Below are 16,591 nucleotides of genomic sequence, written 5' to 3'. Positions count from 1 at the left end.
AGACATCCGAATCGAGGCGCAAGCCCGCAGCGTTCGCGCGGGCTCGGATCACAAAAGCCCTCAGGCTTCCTTGTTCTTCGGCGTCAGGATCTGGCGGCCGCGGTACATGCCGGTCTTGAGATCGACATGGTGCGGACGGCGCAGCTCGCCCGAATCCTTGTCTTCGACATAGGTCGGAGCCGCAAGCGCGTCGGCGGAGCGGCGGAACCCGCGCTTCATGGGGGAGGTCTTGCGTTTCGGAACGGCCATAGGTCAGTCTCAACTAAACTTTTGTGCGAGCCGTGGCTCGGCGTGCGTTTCAAGGCGAGCGCGCCTCATACAATGAAAATCCAGCGCTGGCTATCGTAAATCGAAAGCCGGGGCGAAGGGAGCCTGTTCGCTCTGCTTTCCCAATACATCGATTTCGGGCTTGGCCGCAGCCTCAATTGACGCAGGAGAGGTCTTCGTCGCGCAGCCGCGCAGCGATGGTGGCCGCGCGCCGCGTCATCTGGCGGCTTGGATGGGCAGGATCTCGCATGCGCGGGTTCGGCAGGGCGGAGGCCATCAGCGCAGCCTGCCGCGCATCGAGCCGGTCGGCGCCTTTCTGGAAATAGCGCCGCGCCGCCGCCTCCGCGCCGAACAGCCCCTCGCCCCATTCGGCGATGTTGAGATAGATCTCCAAAACGCGCCTCTTCGGCAAAAGAAAGTCGATGATCAGCGCCAGCGGGATCTCGATCGCTTTGCGGACCACTGAGCGCGAGGGCCAGAGAAAGAGGTTCTTGGCGGTCTGCATGGTGATCGTCGAGGCGCCGCGCGAGGGGCCATCCTCGTCGGCCGAATCGATCACTTCCTGCAACGCGCCCCAATCGACGCCATGATGGCGGCAGAACAACGAATCCTCGGAGGCGATCACCGCCGCGCGCAGATTGGGCGAAATCTGATTGAGCGGCACAAAGACGCGATCAACCGGCTCGCCCTGGATATAGCGCGCCAGCATCAAGGTGGAGGTCGGCGGCACATAACGATAGGCGAAAATGAGCCCGACCACGCCGAGCAGCAAAGCCAGGGCGAGGCAGAAGATAATAGCGAAGAGTTTGCCGAAAAAGCCGAGGGGGCCCGAGCGCGCCATGCCGGAGCCTTGACCGATCTGCCGCGATCGGGCAAGCCGAACCGCAACTTTATCGACAGGCGTCGGAGAGCCGGCCGGTTCTTCCTGCAAAACTAAAAAGGCGAAGCATATGGCGGAGGGCGCCGCGAGGGAATTCGACAAAAGGCTGAAGACCGCCGCCGACGCTGCGGAGACGATGCTGGACCGTCTGCTCGGCCCCTCGCCGCTGGCTGGCGAGATTGCCCGGCCGCGCCGTCTCATGGAGGCGATCCGCTATTCGAGCCTTGGCGGCGGCAAACGGCTGCGGCCATTCCTCGTCATCGAGACAGCGCGGTTGTTCGGGGTCGAGGGCGAGGGCGTCATCCGCGCGGCGGCGGCGGTCGAGATGATTCATTGCTATTCACTGGTGCATGATGACCTTCCCGCGCTCGACAATGACGATCTGAGGCGCGGCCGCGCGACCACCCATAAAGCCTTTGATGAGGCGACCGCTATTCTCGTCGGCGACGGCCTTTTGACCTACGCCTTCGACGTTCTGGCCGATCCCGTGACGCATGAAGATGCCGCGATCCGCGCCGAATTGGTGCTCGCGCTGGCGCGGGCCGCCGGCTTTGGCGGCATGATCGGCGGCCAGGTTCTCGACCTTGAAGCCGAACAATCGACGGCGCCGCATACAGCCGAGGCGGTGATCCGGCTGCAAAGCATGAAGACCGGCGCGCTGCTGCATTTTTCCGTGATGGCGGGCGCCATCATCGGCGCCGCCGACGTAAAAGCTCGCGCGGCGTTGTCGGCCTACGGCCACGCGCTCGGGGCCGCCTTTCAGGTCGCCGACGACATTCTGGACGTCGAGGCCGATGAGGCGACGCTCGGCAAGCGCGCCGGCAAGGACGCCGGCCGCAACAAGGCGACGCTCGTCGCAGCGCTCGGCCTCGAGGCTGCGCGGGAACGGCGCGACAGGTTGGCGGCCGAGGCGATCGTCGCGCTCGATCTGTTCTCGCAAGGCGCCGACGCTGCGGTTTTGAAGGAAGCGGCGCGCTTCGTCGCCAAACGGGCCAGCTGATGGCGCCGGGATAGCCTGAGGCGGAGAGCGCAATGGTTTCGTTCGGCTATCCTTATCGCACCGTCCACGGCCATCCGCGTCTGTTCGCCGGCCTTGCCGCCAGCGCGCTCGCCTATTTTCTGGCGCCGTTCCCCGTCCATGCCACGCGTTTCCTCATCAGCTGGAATGTCGGCGCGCTACTCTATTTTCTTCTTTCGACCGTGCTGATCCTGCGGGCGACGCCGGAATCGATGCGCTGGCGCGCCAAGGAGAGCGACGAGGGGCGGTTTTTCATTCTTGTGGTGACGTGTCTTGCCGCCACCGCTTCCATGGCCGCGATCGTGGCGCAGCTTGGGTCGACGCAGGAGATGCAAGGAACCCGGAAAGGGCTGCATATCGCGCTGGCGGGAGCGACGATTGTCAGCTCCTGGTTCTTCATCCATCTGACCTTCGCGCTGCATTACGCGCATGAATATTTCGACGAACTCGACGAAGAGCCGGGCAGGGACCCAAAACTTGCCGGCGGCCTCGAATTTCCGGGAACCGAAGACCCGGACTACTTCGATTTTCTCTATTTCTCCTTCATCATCGGCGTCGCCTCGCAGACGGCGGATGTGCAGATTACGGGCAAGGAAATGCGCCGCGTCTCGCTGGTGCATTCGATCATCGCGTTTTTCTTCAACAGCGCGGTGCTGGCGCTGACGATCAATATCGCGGCAGGGCTGATTTAGCGGCTGGGCGAGAAAGCGCTACGGCAAACGGAGGCAGATGATGGCGATAGGCGGCTCACTCAAACGTGTTGCGAGTATTCTATGTGGCGCGTCGTTATTTTGGGGAGTTGCCGGGCCGGGCCATTGCGCTGGCCGACCGAATATTCTGCTGATCCTCGTCGATGACATGGGCTATTCGGATCTCGGCTCCTATGGCGGCGAGATTTATACGCAGAACATCGACGAGCTCGCAGCGCAGGGGTTCCGTTTCACAAACTTCCATACCTCCGCCTTTTGCGCGCCGACGCGCAGCATGCTGCTGACGGGACAGGACAACCACAAGGCAGGCCTCGGCAATATGTCTGAGCTTCTTGCCGACAATCAGCGCGGCCAGCCTGGCTATGAGGGTTTTCTGAACGGCCAACCCACCATCGCGGCGCTGTTGCGCGCGGACGGCTATCACACCTACATGGCCGGCAAATGGCATCTCGGCAAATCTGCGGATAAGCTTCCGGTCGCGCAGGGGTTTGAGGAATCGGTCGTGCTGGCCGAAGGCGGCGGCGACAATTTCGAGAACAAATCCTACACGCCGGGCTACGCTTCTCTCCATTACTACGAGGGCGCAAAGCCGATCGACCTGCCGAAGGATTTCTACTCGACGCAATTCTATACCGACAAGATGCTTGGCTACATTGACGCGCACGCCAACGACGGCAGCCCGTTTTTCGGCTATCTTGCATTTCAGGCGGTGCATCAGCCTCATCAGGCGCCGACCGATTTTATCGAGCGTTACGCGCATGTCTATGATGCGGGCTGGACCGCGATCGGCGATGTTCGCCGCCGTCGCCAGCTTGAAATCGGCCTTTTGCCGCCGGGCGCGCGCGAGCCTACGCCAGCTGGACCCGACTGGAGCGCGCTTTCGGACGATGAGAAGCGCATGGCCGCCAAGCGCATGGCGGTCTATGCAGGCATGGTCGAATATGTCGATATGAGCGTCGGCCGGATCGTCGAGCATCTTCGGGCCAAAAATCTGCTCGACGACACCATCATTTTATTCCTCAGCGACAACGGCGGCGAAAGCGCCGAACTCATGAAGATGTTTCCCGACTATTACGCCAAAAACTTTGATCTCTCTTATGAACGCCTCGGCCAGAAGGGGTCCTATTCCGAATATGGCCCCGGCTGGGCCAGCGTCTCCATGACGCCCTTTTCCAATTTCAAGGGCTCAGCCGCAGAAGGCGGAGTACGGGCGCCCTTGATTATCCGTTATCCGCAGAAATTTGCCGTCGGCCGCACGTCCGGCGCTTTCCTGTCGGTCGCCGACATCACGCCGACGCTGCTCGAGCTTGCCGGCGCGCGCGCTCCCTCGGCCGATCCGAAAGCGTTTCTTGGCGTGTCCATGGTTCCGCTGTTGACGCAAAAAGCCGACGATCTTCGCGCGGGAGCGACGTTTGCACAGGAGGTCGCCGGCGGCGCAGCTGTCTACGGCGGCGATTACAAGCTCGTGCGCAATGCGCCGCCGTTCGGCGACTTCAAATGGCGCCTCTATGATCTGAAGAAGGATCCGACTGAATCGATAGATCTTTCGGGGCAGGACCCCCAGCGCGTCGACGCGCTGCGCGCCGCCTATGCCGATTATGTCCGGGCGAACGGCGTCGTGGAGGTTCCAGACGATTATGCGGTCGACGCACAGCTCAAGAAGAACATGCAGCGAGGGAAGTGAACGGGGGAAAGCGTCCCGATCGGGCGCGGCGTCGCGGCTATTGCGCCGCGCGTTTCGGCCCTCGCCTGAGCGGCGTTCACGGCGACTACCTGCCTTCGGCGCGCCGAGCCATTCTTGTTCCGCGAAACCGGAAAATCATTCGTTCGCTTGTCTGAAAATCGACGCCTAAGCGGCCCGCGCGAAAGGCTGCATGAGCGCGTCGCGCGCCTCCGTGATGCGGCGGTAATGTTCGCTGCTGCCGCCGGCGTCGGGATGCGCCGTCTTGGCGAGCTTGCGGAAGGCGGCGTTGATCTCCGCCGGTTTCAGCTCGCCCTCGGCCGGCAGGTTCAGGACCTCGCGGTGTACCTGATCATCGTCGTTGAAATTCAGCCGGAACATGAAGGCCCGGCGTTTTTCCCGCGCTTCGAGGCGCAGCTCGACCTGATCCTCGCGCCATCTCCGGCGCGACATCACCAGACATTCGCCAAAGGACACGCGGCCCTGTGTTTCAAGCGCGTCGAGACTGAACGGCCCGACGACCCCATAGGGCGCGGCCAGATAGGCGCGCCGGCCGGTAACGCTCTCCTCGATACGGCCGATTGTGACTGTATCGAGAATTCCCATCGAGCCGTTCCAGACGACCCATTCCACTTTGTCCGTCATGCCGCGCGCTTTCATGCATGAACCCGCCGCGTCTGTCGCTTTTGTCCGAAATGTCGCGACAACGGCGGGCCGTGCGGCCGCAATGCATGTTCAGCGCCAAAACCCTTGGCTGCGCCGTTTCATCCGAATTCGGCCGGTTCTTACTCGGCGGCTGATTTCGTCCCGCCAAACCGCCGCTCGATATAAGTCTCGACGATCGTCTTGAATTCGGCGGCGATGCCTTCGCCACGAAGAGTCATGGCCTTCTGGCCGTCGATGAACACCGGCGCCGTCGGCGTCTCGCCGGTGCCGGGCAGCGAAATGCCGATATCGGCGTGTTTTGATTCGCCCGGCCCATTGACGATGCAGCCCATCACCGCGACGTTTAAGGTCTCGACGCCGGGGTAGCGGGTCTTCCAGCTTGGCATTTCGTCGCGGATATAGGTCTGGATATCGCGCGCGAGCTCCTGAAACACGGTCGAGGTGGTGCGTCCGCAGCCGGGGCAGGCGGCGACGAGCGGCACAAAAGTGCGAAAACCCATCGTCTGCAGAATTTCCTGCCCGACCTTGACTTCAAGCGAGCGGTCGCCGTTCGGCTCGGGGGTCAGCGACACGCGGATGGTGTCGCCGATCCCTTCCTGCAGCAAAACGCCAAGCGCGGCGGAGGAGGCGACGATGCCCTTCGAGCCCATGCCGGCCTCGGTCAGGCCTAGGTGCAGCGCATAATTGCTGCGCCGTGCGAGCGTGCGATAGACGGCGATCAACTGCTGCACAGCCGACACCTTGGCCGACAGAATGATTTTATTGCGCGAAAGGCCAAGCTCTTCCGCGCGCGCGGCGGAAAACAAAGCCGAGCGGACCATGGCCTCGCGCATCACCGCATCGGCCGGGGCAGGCGCGGCGGTCCTGGCGTTCTCATCCATCAGGCTCGTCAAAAGCTCCTGATCGAGCGAGCCCCAATTGGCGCCGATGCGCACCGTCTTGCCATAGCGAATGGCGGTCTCGACGATGGCCGAGAACTGGCGGTCCTTCTTGTCCTTGAAGCCGACATTGCCGGGATTGATGCGGTATTTGTCGAGCGCCTCAGCGCAGGCCGGATGATCGGCGAGCAGCTTGTGGCCGATATAGTGAAAATCGCCGATCAGCGGCACGAAGCAGTTTTGTCGCGCCAGTTTCTCGCGAATATGCGGCACGGCGGCCGCCGCCTCATCGCGGTCGACGGTGATGCGCACCAGCTCCGAGCCAGCCCGGGCGAGCGCGGCCACCTGCGCCACCGTGCCGTCGATATCGGCCGTGTCGGTGTTGGTCATGGATTGGACGACAATTGGCGCGCCGCCGCCGACCTGCACCGCGTTAGGGCCAGCGCCGACGAGAACGCCGACCGAGCGCCGGCGCGGCGAGGGGCCGGCTTGCAGTTCAGCCGCGTAGTCGGGCGCAGTGGACAGGGCGGCAGGCGAATCTTGCAGCAGGGTCATGCAGGGCGAAGTCCCGTGATTTTGCGGTCCCGCGCGGGCGGGCGCGACGCAATCTTAGCCGATCGATCGGCCACAGTGGTGGCGAAAATCGCGCGGAGCGTCAAGCGCGGCGGTCTGGGGGCCCGCAGGCCAAACGCGCAATGTGCTATTTGGCGCGGTTTTGCGCGAGGGAGCGCGGCAAAATGCCCCCAACGCAGAAATAATGGGAGGGGCGAATGGCCAATTTTTATTCAGACAGTCACGGCGAGCGCTGGGGCGTCATGATCCAGGAGAAAAACCAGTCCTGCGGGCCGGCGAGCGTCGCCATGACGAAGGTTTATTATACTTCGTCGATCACGGGAGGGCTCGAGGCCGAGGCGCGAAAACTGTCGCAGAACTATCCGGACAATTTCACCGAGGCTAAGGGGACGGGAGATATCAAGAACCTCGTCAGCGTTTTGCGCGCAGAAGGCGTCAAGACCTACGACGCGCTGTTTGTCCAGAATGTCTGGGCCTATCTCTACGCCTACGCGCGGGACAATACGCCGGTGCTTTGCCACGTCAGATGGAAGGTCGGCGGACATTTTATCGTTTGTGTGCAGGTCTACAAAACCGACCAGAAATGCGTCTTCCTCGACCCCTGGTACGGGTTGGTCGAAATATCCGGCGCGAAGCTGCCGACCTATACAGTGCAGGATTCGACGGGGACGTTTGAGCCGGTTGCGACCGGCGCGCTATCGGGCTGGATCATTGTGACGAAGCGTTGAGGACAAGCCGTCCCCACACGCCTTGCACACCCCCGCCACTTCCATCACCTGCGTGCGCGGGGAAAAATGCGCCTCTTTCGCCAGCGCCTTGATGCTGGCGCGCAGCGCGCCGGAGTCCGCTTCCGCCACTTCGCCGCAGGTCTCGCAGATCAGGAACACGATCGGCGTTTCTCTGGCGTGGCCGTGGCCGCAGGCGAGATAGGCGTTGCGCGAGGCCAGCCTGTGGATCAGGCCGTTCTCCAAAAGGAAATCCAGCGCGCGATAGATCGAGATCGGCGCCGGGCGCTTGCCGGTCGCCTCGGCGACCTTGTCGATCAGTTCATAGGCGCCGAGCGGGCGTCGCCCGCCGGCCAATATTTCGAGGATGCGCCGGCGGCTCGGGGTGAGCGCCACGCCCTCGCGCCGGCAAAGCGTCAGCGCGGCGTCGAGCGCTCCGCCGTGCGGCTCGGCGGCATGGTCACAGGCCTGTCGTTCTTCTGGGCGAGGCTGCGATGAGCGTAAGCTTGCCATGCTTCACCATATCGTAACTCTTGCGCTAAAGAGAAGGTCTTGCGCGGCAGGCCCCGCCTGCGGCAAGCTCGCGCGGCTTTTGTCCTCAAGTTTCGCGCAGATTCGCGCCTTTAAGAGCCGTCTGGTCCCTCGACCTGCAATTCATTCCTCGCGCCTTCGCGCTATTTCCCTGGAGCTCAAGATGACCCTTCAATCCCGCCACGCCATCGTCACAGGCTCGACCAGCGGCATCGGGCTCGCCATCGCCCGCGAATTCGCCAAGGACGGCGCCAGCGTCACCATCAACGGCCTCGGCGACGCCGCGGCGATCGAGGCCGAGCGCGCCAAGATCGAAGCCGATTTCGGCGTCAAGGCCGCTTATTCGCCGGCCAATATGACCAAGCCGGAAGAAATCCGCGCCATGGTGACCGACGCCGAAAAGGCCTTCGGCAGCGTCGATATCCTGGTCAACAACGCCGGCATCCAGCATGTCGCGCCGATCGAGGATTTTCCGATCGACACCTGGAACCTCATCATTGCGATCAATCTGTCCGCCGCCTTCCACGCCATCGCGGCGGCCATTCCCGGCATGAAGGCGCGCAAATGGGGCCGCATCATCTCGACCGCCTCGGCCCACTCCAAGGTCGCCTCGCCGTTCAAATCCGCCTATGTCAGCGCCAAACACGGCATTGACGGGCTCACCAAGACGGCGGCGCTGGAGCTCGCCACCTTTGGCGTCACCGTCAATTGCATCTCCCCCGGCTATGTCTGGACCCCCCTCGTCGAAAAGCAGATCCCCGACACCATGGCCTCGCGCCATCTGACGCGCGATCAGGTCATCAATGACGTGCTGCTGCTGGCGCAGCCGACCAAACAATTCGTGACCGTCGATCAGGTGGCGGCGCTGGCGGCGTTCCTCTGCACGGACGCGGCGTCGCAAATCACGGGCTCGAATATTTCGATCGACGGCGGCTGGACGGCCGAATGACCGACGCCGCGACGCCGATCGACTGGACCGGCCAAAAACAGATCAGCCTCGCCTTGCAGGGCGGCGGTTCGCACGGCGCCTTCACCTGGGGCGTCCTCGACGCCATCCTTGAGGATAAGAGGCTCGACATCGAGGCGGTTACCGGCACCAGCGCGGGGGCCATGAACGCCGTTGTACTGGCCGAAGGCTATCTGACGGGCGGCCGTGAAGGAGCGCGCAAGGCTCTTGCGCGGTTCTGGCGTTCGATCAGCGATCAGGGCGCCTTCTCGCCGGCGCAGCGCAAACTCATCAATCTCTTCTTCAAGGACTTCGATCTGCGGCGCAACATCGCCTATTGGTGGACCGATTTCCTCACCCATTATTCAAGTCCTTACGAATTCAACCCGCTCAACATCAATCCGCTGCGCGACCATATCGTCGAGATGATCGATTTCGATAAGGTGCGGGCGATGACGCAGATGAAAATCTTCGTCAGCGCCACCAATGTTCACAACGGGCGGATCACCGTGTTCGAGGGCAAGGATCTTACCGCCGATCACGTCATGGCTTCGGCCTGCCTGCCGTTTCTGTTTCAGGCGGTCGAGATCGACGGCGCGCCCTATTGGGACGGCGGCTACATGGGCAATCCCGCGCTGTTTCCCTTGTTCTACAAGACGGGATGTTCGGACATATTGATCGTGCAGATCAACCCGATCGAGCGTCTCGAAACGCCGAAGACGGCGCGCGATATTCAAGACCGCCTGAACGAGATTACCTTCAATGGCGCGTTAATGGGTGAAATGCGCGCGATGGATTTTGTCAACAGGCTGCTCGAAAAGGGCAAGCTGTCGCGGGACGATTATATGCAGACCCGCGCACACCGGATCGACGGCGGCGACCTGCTGGCTTCCTTTGCCGCGTCGACGAAGGTCGACGCCTCCTGGCCGATGATCCAGAAGCTGCACGCCTTCGGCCGCGACAGCACAAAGAAATGGCTGGCCGAGAATTTCGACAAGATCGGCGTCGAGGGCACGCTAAACCTGCGGATGGCGTATAAATAAAATGACGTCGCGCGAGAACGCAAGCTGCGTGGAGCTTGGCGGGCGTCGCTGAGGGCAGCGTGTCGTCGCGTTTAGGCGAGGATAAGAGCGCGATCATCATATAATGATCGCGCCGGATGATTGGAAAACGCCGCATCCTGGCCGGGCGTCAGCCACGCGTGTGAAAAGGCCCGCGTTTCATGGGCTTGCTTTGGCTGTCTCCAACCTTTGATAGGCGAGCAGATCGAGCACGGGGCCCTCGCCCGTCAAGCGGGTGAGCAACGCGTGAACCTGGCCGCGGTGGTGGGTTTGATGGTTGAAAAAATGCGCCAGCGCCGACCATAGTTCCTGTTCAACCTGTAGTGGCGATGTAACCGCGCGATAGGCCAGCTTCCGTGTCAGCGCGCTTTCGGCGAGTGTCCGCCGATGTAGGCCTGGATGCGCCAATCCTCGGCCTCCCGTGCGGCGCGGAGCGCGGCAAAATCTTCGTGCAAAATGGCGTCCAGCCGATCCGGCGCTTCGCCCTCGTCGGTGAACCGTTTCATCCAGATTCGGTCCGCGCAAAGCAAATGGTTCAACGTGCCATGCACGGATTTGAAAAAGGCGCCACAGTCGGCGCGGCGACTGGCGTTGGACAGCCGCCCCGCCGCTTCAAAGATTCGCGTGTTGGCGAAGGCGTTATAGGCGGCCATCAATTCAAAATGGCTTTTGAACATCTTCGTCTCCGCGCTCAAACCGGCGTCGCTTGAGCGGATGCGCGCCGCCAAAAGCGCCGCACAAAAAACAACCCGGAAAGTCTACCGACTTTCCGGGTCTTTATTAGCTTTGAAGCGCGTCCCCGCAAAGCGAGGCGTTGGCATCAGCCCTGATACGAGGCTTCGCGATCGCCGCCAGCGCGTCGTTCGCCGTGCGGCCGAGCCGCGCCAAAGCGCGGGCGTGATGGCGCGGGGGAGGCCGCGCCTGCGACGCGCCCTCTTTCCTGCGGCCGTCCTGGGCCGGCGTTCGGCGGGCGGCGCTGTTCGAGCGGACGCGCCGTCTGGGGCGCGCGGACTGGCGCGCGCGATTCGGGCGAACCCGGGGCGGCGCGGCGGTCTTCGGTCGGCAGGCGCAGCCGCGTCAGCCGCTCGATATTCCGCAACAGATCGCGCTCGGCGCCGTCGCACAGCGAGATGGCCACGCCTTCGGCGCCTGCGCGGGCGGTGCGGCCGATGCGGTGAACATAGGCCTCGGGCACTTCCGGCAGATCGAAATTGACGACATGGGTGACGCCGTCGACGTCGATGCCGCGCGCCGCGATGTCAGTCGCGACGAGCGCGCGCACCCGGCCGGCGCGGAACGACGCAAGCGAACGCTCGCGCTGACTCTGGCTCTTGTTGCCGTGGATCGCCGCGGCGGAGACGCCGCAGACCTCGAGATGCTGGGCGACCTTGTCGGCGCCGCGCTTGGTGCGGGTGAAGATGATCGTGCGCGCCATTTTGGCGTCGGCCAGGAGATCGACGAGAACGTCGCGTTTTCTGTGGGTCTCGACGAACAGAACCTGCTGCTCGACGCGGTCCGCCGTTTTCGCGACCGGCGTGACAGAGACCTGAGCGGGATTTTTCAACAGGTCGGCCGCGAGCTTGGCGATCTCGGTCGGCATGGTCGCCGAGAAGAACAAATTCTGGCGGCGTTGCGGCAGTGTCCTGACGATGCGGTGGATCGCCTTGACGAAGCCGAGGTCGAGCATCTGATCGACTTCATCGAGGACGAAGAATTCGGTCTTGCCGAGATGGGCGACGCCGGAATCGAGGTGATCGACCAGCCGGCCCGGCGTTGCCACGAGCACGTCGAGGCCGCGCTGAAGCGCGCGGATCTGCGCGCCATGCGGCACGCCGCCGAACACCACGGCGACGGAAAGCTGCATTTCCGACCCGAGGCTGCGAAAGCTCTCGGCGATCTGGCTGGCGAGTTCGCGCGTCGGGCTCAGCACGAGCACGCGGGCGCCGCCGCGCGGCGGCTGCTGCGGGTTGGCGGCGAGCTGGTGGAGAATGGGAAGGGCGAAGGCGGCGGTCTTACCGGTGCCTGTCTGGGCGATGCCGACGAGGTCCCGGCCTGTCAGCACATGCGGAATCGCCTGCGCCTGAATCGGCGTAGGAGTGGAATAGCCGAGCTTGCTCAGCGCGAGGAGAAGGGGCGCGGCGAGGCCGAGTCCGGAGAAATCTTGCAAGTGGGGTTCTTTCCATGCGCCGCCCCGTCTCGGACGGTTGCGGCTACAACTATGTTGGACGCCCTGCGTGCCTGGGTCATCCTGCGGAGGGCGTTAACGTCCGATAGGAGAATAGCGAGCTATTCTTCACGCAATCGGCGCGCCAACATCTACAGTAAAGCAGATGACGTTGTATGCCCGCTTTACAGAGAAAAGTCAAGCTATCGTTTTACAGAACGACTGGCAGCAGATCTGGTCTTTATATCGCGTAAAGGCAAACTAACGTTCAAAGGAAGCCCAATGTTTGGACGCTACACTGCATTGGACTGAGATAGAGGGTCGGCCGGGCGCGGCCAAGGTTCGCCATGCATCGAACTGCCGCAGTCTGGATTTGCGCGGAGGCCGGATTGAGCTTTTCGCCCCGATGTTCTAAGAGCGCCCCAGCCTGGCGCCGGATCTCTCGCGCCGACGCGCGCTGAAGAGTCCCTGCGATGTCTGCGGCGGTTTGATGGACGTCATTTTCCTCGACAATGGCCTGATCGGGCGCGGCGAGCACAGCTACAGCCTTGTCAAAAAGGTCGGCGAGGCGCTGGCGGCGCGGGGCCATCGCGTCCGCGCTTTCGGCATGCGGTCGGTCGATCCGGCGATCATCGCTGAAATCGGCGCAATTCCACATTTCCGCGTCTCGCTCTACGAAAGCGAGAGTCCGACGCCGAATGAGCGCCGGCTGCTTCGTCTCGCCGCCTTTCTGCGCCGGCGCCCGTTCGATCCGGCGATCCCTTCGGAGCGGACCAGCGCAAAAACGCTGAACGCCTCCTTCCATCACGACCTTGCCGCTTTGCCTGGCGACGTTCTGCGGCGCGAAAATCTCGTCGTCGCGCCGGGTCTGTCGCAGAACCAGCTGCTCGGCCTCGTCCGGACGCTGAGGGCGCTGCCAGAGGCGCGGCGGCCCCGCGTCGTCTGCCAGCTGATGTTCGCGCCCGACTGGACGCCGTGGGGGCGCAAGGCGCGCCTTGGTCCAAGGCTCTATCGAAAGGCCTTTGCGCTGGCGCGGCCGCTGATCGGCCGCAGCCTCTTCTTCACAGCGGAGAATGCGGCGATCGCCGGTCTCTACCGCGAGCGTTACGCCATCGACGCCAAAATCCTGCCGGTGCCGTTCGGGGAAGCGCTCGCCGCGGCGCCTGTCGCCGACCGGCCGGCATTCGGATTCTTCGGCTATTCCAAATGCGACAAGGGATTTCATCTCCTTCCCGCGGCGATCGATTTGTGCCGGGCGAAAAACCTCGCGGCGGATTTCGTGGTCCAGTTGCAGCATGGCGGCTGGGAGGCGGCGACGGTCGCGGCGGAGCAGGCGCTGCGCGCGCAGGGCGGCGTCCGGCTGATCGAAGGCGTGCTGACGGAAGCGGATTACGCCGCCGAGACCGGCAAAATCGACGCCATGCTGCTGCCCTATGATCCGCAGTTGTTCGGATTGCGCGGCTCTGGAATCTTCACTCAGTCCGTCGCGGCGGGACGCCCGGTCGTCGCCGCGCTCGGGACTTTTGCGGCGGCCTCGATCGCCACCGGCGAAGCGGAAGGCGAGATTTTTGCCCCCTATGACGCGCCGGCTCTCGCCGCGGCGATCATGCGGCTCGCGGTGCGGCTGCCGGACAGCCATGCGCGTGCGGCGCGGCTCGCTCGATCCTTCGCAAAGACGCATAGCGCCGGCGCCTATGTGGACGTCCTGCTCGCCCATGCCGAAGGGCTTTAGCGGCATGGCGGCGAAATCGCCCGCCATGCCGCGTGGACCAGCCAATCAGATGTCGCTTGAATCGTCGCCGCCCGAATAATCGCCGGCGTCCTGATAATCATCCTGATCCTGGTCGGCGTCTTGCTGGTAGTCGGCCTGCCGGACAGCGTCGTCGCCATAGTAATTGTTGACGACGGTATCGCCGCCGGAGTTGCCGGCGAGGCTGGCGTCTGCGCCCGGTACGCCGGCGCCGATGCCAAGGCCGCTGGCGGCATGGGCGCTGCCGCCGAACAGCCCCTTGATCGAATCGGCCAGCAGCACGCCGCCGGCGACGCCGGCCGCGGCGCCGAGCGCACCCTTAAGGAAGCCGCCGCCTCCCGGCGCGCCGCCAAAGCCGCCTCCCATGGGACCGCCCATTGGCCCGCCCTGCTGAGCGCCCCACGGACCACCCTGGGGCTGGCCGTAGCCTTGCTGCGGCTGGTCGCGCCATCCGCCCTGCTGCGGCGGCTGCTGCCGGTTCCAGCCGGGCGGGGGCGCGTCGTTACGCTGCGGCGGAGCGCCGCCGCCAAAGAGCGAGCCGAGGCCGCCCAAAAATCCGCCGCTCTGCTGCGGGGCTTGCGCTTCGGCCTGGGCGACGCGCTGATTGAGCTGCTGAACTTCCGCTTCAAGCTGCTGCAACCGATCATTGGCAGCGCGCAGCGCCTGATCCTGAACGATCGTCGTCTGGGCGAGAAGATAGGGCGCGTAGGGGGCGGCCTTCACGGCGTCATTGATAAAAGCCTCGGCGTCGCGGTCGCGCGGCCCGCCGCCGGCGGCTTGAATGCGCTCGAACAGGCCTTGGAGCAACTGGCGTTCCTCGGGTGACATGGTCGTCTCCGATTGAAGAAGGTCGGCGGATTGGTCCGCCGCGCTATTAGATGGGACGCTTCTGTCGCCAACGCAAATTACACTGCGGTAAGGCGCGCTTGCCGGCGGGGCCTGCGCCTCTTACAGCAATGTCCAGGATTTTTGGACTGACAGACGCTGCGGCGGACCGGATAAATCATGAGCGACGACAAGACTGCCCCCGCGCGCGCCAGCGCGAAACTGCCGCGCGGCTTTGGCGATCGCGGCCCTGCCGAGATCGCCGCCACCGAGAAAATGCTCGCCGCCATCCGTGCGTCTTATGAACTTTACGGCTTCGAGGCGGTCGAGACGCCCTTCATCGAATTCACCGAGGCGCTGGGCAAATTCCTGCCCGATCTCGACCGGCCGAACGAAGGCGTGTTCTCCTTCAAGGACGACGACGAGAGCTGGCTGTCGCTGCGCTATGATCTGACCGCGCCGCTCGCGCGCTTCGTCGCCGAAAACTTCGACAAATTGCCAAAACCCTACCGCAGCTATCGCGCCGGCACTGTGTTTCGCAATGAGAAGCCGGGGCCGGGACGGTTTCGCCAATTCATGCAGTTCGACGCTGACACGGTCGGCGCCCCCTCCGTCGCCGCCGACGCCGAGATGTGCATGATGGCGGCCGACACGCTGGAGCGCCTCGGCGTCAAGCGCGGCGACTATGTGATCAAGGTCAACAACCGCAAGGTATTGGACGGGGTTCTGGAGGCGATCGGCCTTGGCGGCGAAGAGAACGCCGGCCGGCGGATGACGGTGCTGCGCGCCATCGACAAGTTTGATAAATTTGGGTCGAAAGGGGTCGAGCTATTGCTCGGCAACGGTCGTAAGGACGAAAGCGGCGATTTCACCAAGGGCGCCGGATTGGACGAGGAGCAGATACACGAAGTTCTGGCGCTACTTACGTTACAGCCACAATTAGTTGATCAAAGAAGCATTTATAACGAATGGGAGCGTGCTGATTCCGCTCTCGATGATTTCGGAAACATGATCACTAATGCTGAAACGCTGAAGGTTTTACGGGCCTATGCCCGAGATTCAGCGACGATGACAGCAGGCATTGACGAATTGGAACAGCTTGCCGGTTTGGTTCAAGCCGGAAAATATGGGTCTAAACGCATCCGCATCGACCCCTCGGTTGTGCGCGGCCTCGAATATTACACCGGCCCTGTGTTCGAGGCGGAGCTGACCTTTGAAGTCAGGGGCGAGGACGGCAAACCCGTCCGTTTCGGCTCGATCGGCGGCGGCGGACGCTATGACGGCCTCGTCGGGCGGTTTCGCGGCGAGAATGTTCCGGCGACCGGCTTTTCCATTGGCGTGTCGCGGCTCTATTCGGCTCTGAAGGCGGTCGGTTCGCCGATCGTCTCCGCCGCGCCGCAGCCGGGCCCTGTCGTGGTGCTGGTGCTCGATCGCGAGCACCTTCCGCGCTATCAGGGCTTCGTCACGGCGCTGCGCGGCGCGAACATCCGCGCTGAACTCTATCTCGGCGCTTCCGGCATGAACGCCCAGCTGAAATACGCCGACAAGCGCGGCTCGCTTTGCGCGGTCATTCAGGGCTCGAACGAGCGCGACCACGCCGAGGGCGCGCGCGTGACAATCCGCGACCTCGCGCTTGGCGCCGAACTCGCTGGCTCAAGCAAAGACAGGGCGGATTACCTCGAATTGCGCGCCAAAGCGCAATTCTCGGTTCCCGAGGAAGGACTGGTCGGCGCCGTGAGAGAAGTTCTGGCGCGCCGCCCTTGAGCCGTGCCGTTTCCCTTCGTCGCCGTCATGTTCTAAGAGTGCGCTCCTTATCCTGTGGAACGCCTGAAAGGCGCGTCTCGAAGGATGCGGTTGAGGGCGCGTCATTGAGGCCCTCGTGGTTCGAGACGCCGCTTTGCGGCTCCTCACCATGA

15 protein-coding genes and 1 pseudogene are annotated in these 16,591 nt (G+C 63.4%); 8 read left to right on the top strand and 8 right to left on the bottom strand.

What is annotated here, in order from left to right; genetic code table 11:
* Positions 1 to 60 precede the first annotated feature (60 nt).
* Positions 61 to 249 (bottom strand): 50S ribosomal protein L32, encoded by a 189-nt coding sequence (rpmF, locus tag CR492_RS12690; protein WP_012589860.1) that lies wholly within the window; start codon positions 247 to 249, stop codon positions 61 to 63.
* 172 nt (positions 250 to 421) lie between these two features.
* On the bottom strand, positions 422 to 1,108 hold the full coding sequence (gene mtgA, locus CR492_RS12685; protein ID WP_102844173.1) for a monofunctional biosynthetic peptidoglycan transglycosylase: 687 nt from the start codon (positions 1,106 to 1,108) through the stop codon (positions 422 to 424).
* A 109-nt stretch (positions 1,109 to 1,217) separates the two neighbouring features.
* Between mtgA and CR492_RS12680 the strand changes: the two genes are divergently transcribed.
* Genes CR492_RS12680 through CR492_RS12670 form a run of 3 tightly spaced genes read left to right on the top strand, consistent with a single transcriptional unit; the run spans position 1,218 to position 4,559 of the window.
* Complete coding sequence (locus CR492_RS12680; protein ID WP_102844124.1) at positions 1,218 to 2,147, top strand: polyprenyl synthetase family protein; 930 nt, start codon at positions 1,218 to 1,220, stop codon at positions 2,145 to 2,147.
* Positions 2,148 to 2,179: 32 nt separating this feature from the next.
* Positions 2,180 to 2,857, top strand: a complete 678-nt coding sequence (locus tag CR492_RS12675; protein WP_102844123.1) for a DUF1345 domain-containing protein — start codon at positions 2,180 to 2,182, stop codon at positions 2,855 to 2,857.
* Between the two features lie 40 nt (positions 2,858 to 2,897).
* Complete coding sequence (locus CR492_RS12670; RefSeq protein ID WP_180982535.1) at positions 2,898 to 4,559, top strand: arylsulfatase; 1,662 nt, start codon at positions 2,898 to 2,900, stop codon at positions 4,557 to 4,559.
* 165 nt (positions 4,560 to 4,724) lie between these two features.
* Here CR492_RS12670 and CR492_RS12665 read toward each other — a convergent pair whose 3' ends face one another.
* Complete coding sequence (locus tag CR492_RS12665; RefSeq protein WP_102844172.1) at positions 4,725 to 5,201, bottom strand: J domain-containing protein; 477 nt, start codon at positions 5,199 to 5,201, stop codon at positions 4,725 to 4,727.
* 140 nt (positions 5,202 to 5,341) lie between these two features.
* Positions 5,342 to 6,655, bottom strand: coding sequence for a flavodoxin-dependent (E)-4-hydroxy-3-methylbut-2-enyl-diphosphate synthase (gene ispG / locus CR492_RS12660; RefSeq protein ID WP_102844121.1), 1,314 nt, complete (start codon positions 6,653 to 6,655; stop codon positions 5,342 to 5,344).
* Between the two features lie 215 nt (positions 6,656 to 6,870).
* On the opposite strand from ispG, the gene CR492_RS12655 reads away from it, so the two are divergent.
* Complete coding sequence (locus CR492_RS12655) at positions 6,871 to 7,401, top strand: papain-like cysteine protease family protein (protein WP_102844120.1); 531 nt, start codon at positions 6,871 to 6,873, stop codon at positions 7,399 to 7,401.
* On the opposite strand, the gene CR492_RS12650 is transcribed toward CR492_RS12655, so the two are convergent.
* On the bottom strand, positions 7,369 to 7,911 hold the full coding sequence (locus tag CR492_RS12650; RefSeq protein ID WP_102844119.1) for a Fur family transcriptional regulator: 543 nt from the start codon (positions 7,909 to 7,911) through the stop codon (positions 7,369 to 7,371). The two genes, CR492_RS12655 and CR492_RS12650, sit on opposite strands and share 33 nt — an antisense overlap.
* 181 nt (positions 7,912 to 8,092) lie before the next feature.
* Between CR492_RS12650 and CR492_RS12645 the strand changes: the two genes are divergently transcribed.
* Both CR492_RS12645 and CR492_RS12640 read left to right on the top strand, forming a co-directional pair.
* Positions 8,093 to 8,878, top strand: coding sequence for a 3-hydroxybutyrate dehydrogenase (locus tag CR492_RS12645; protein WP_102844118.1), 786 nt, complete (start codon positions 8,093 to 8,095; stop codon positions 8,876 to 8,878).
* Positions 8,875 to 9,918: a patatin-like phospholipase family protein gene (locus CR492_RS12640; RefSeq protein WP_102844117.1), complete on the top strand. Its 1,044-nt coding sequence runs from the start codon at positions 8,875 to 8,877 to the stop codon at positions 9,916 to 9,918. Before CR492_RS12645 ends, CR492_RS12640 begins: the two co-directional genes overlap by 4 nt.
* 177 nt (positions 9,919 to 10,095) lie before the next feature.
* Here the strand turns inward: CR492_RS12640 and CR492_RS12635 are convergent.
* Both CR492_RS12635 and CR492_RS12630 read right to left on the bottom strand, forming a co-directional pair.
* A pseudogene (locus tag CR492_RS12635) lies at positions 10,096 to 10,613 on the bottom strand (DinB family protein).
* 143 nt (positions 10,614 to 10,756) lie between these two features.
* Positions 10,757 to 12,103 carry a DEAD/DEAH box helicase gene (locus CR492_RS12630; protein WP_102844116.1) on the bottom strand — a complete coding sequence of 449 codons (1,347 nt, stop codon included), beginning with the start codon at positions 12,101 to 12,103 and terminating at the stop codon, positions 10,757 to 10,759.
* A 487-nt stretch (positions 12,104 to 12,590) separates the two neighbouring features.
* On the opposite strand from CR492_RS12630, the gene CR492_RS12625 reads away from it, so the two are divergent.
* The gene (locus CR492_RS12625; RefSeq protein ID WP_102844115.1) at positions 12,591 to 13,832 is read left to right on the top strand and encodes a hypothetical protein; all 1,242 of its coding nucleotides are present in this window, start codon (positions 12,591 to 12,593) and stop codon (positions 13,830 to 13,832) included.
* A gap of 45 nt (positions 13,833 to 13,877) precedes the next feature.
* Here the strand turns inward: CR492_RS12625 and CR492_RS12620 are convergent, their stop codons facing one another.
* Positions 13,878 to 14,678, bottom strand: a complete 801-nt coding sequence (locus CR492_RS12620) for a DUF2076 domain-containing protein (protein WP_102844114.1) — start codon at positions 14,676 to 14,678, stop codon at positions 13,878 to 13,880.
* A 177-nt stretch (positions 14,679 to 14,855) separates the two neighbouring features.
* Here CR492_RS12620 and hisS point away from each other — a divergent pair, with 177 nt between their 5' ends.
* Complete coding sequence (gene hisS / locus CR492_RS12615; protein WP_102844113.1) at positions 14,856 to 16,439, top strand: histidine--tRNA ligase; 1,584 nt, start codon at positions 14,856 to 14,858, stop codon at positions 16,437 to 16,439.
* Positions 16,440 to 16,591: the final 152 nt, after the last annotated feature.

The sequence above is a fragment of the Methylocella silvestris genome (assembly GCF_002891535.1).
Classification (GTDB): Bacteria; Pseudomonadota; Alphaproteobacteria; order Rhizobiales; family Beijerinckiaceae; genus Methylocapsa; species Methylocapsa silvestris_A.
This window is presented reverse-complemented; position numbering and strand designations above follow the sequence as displayed.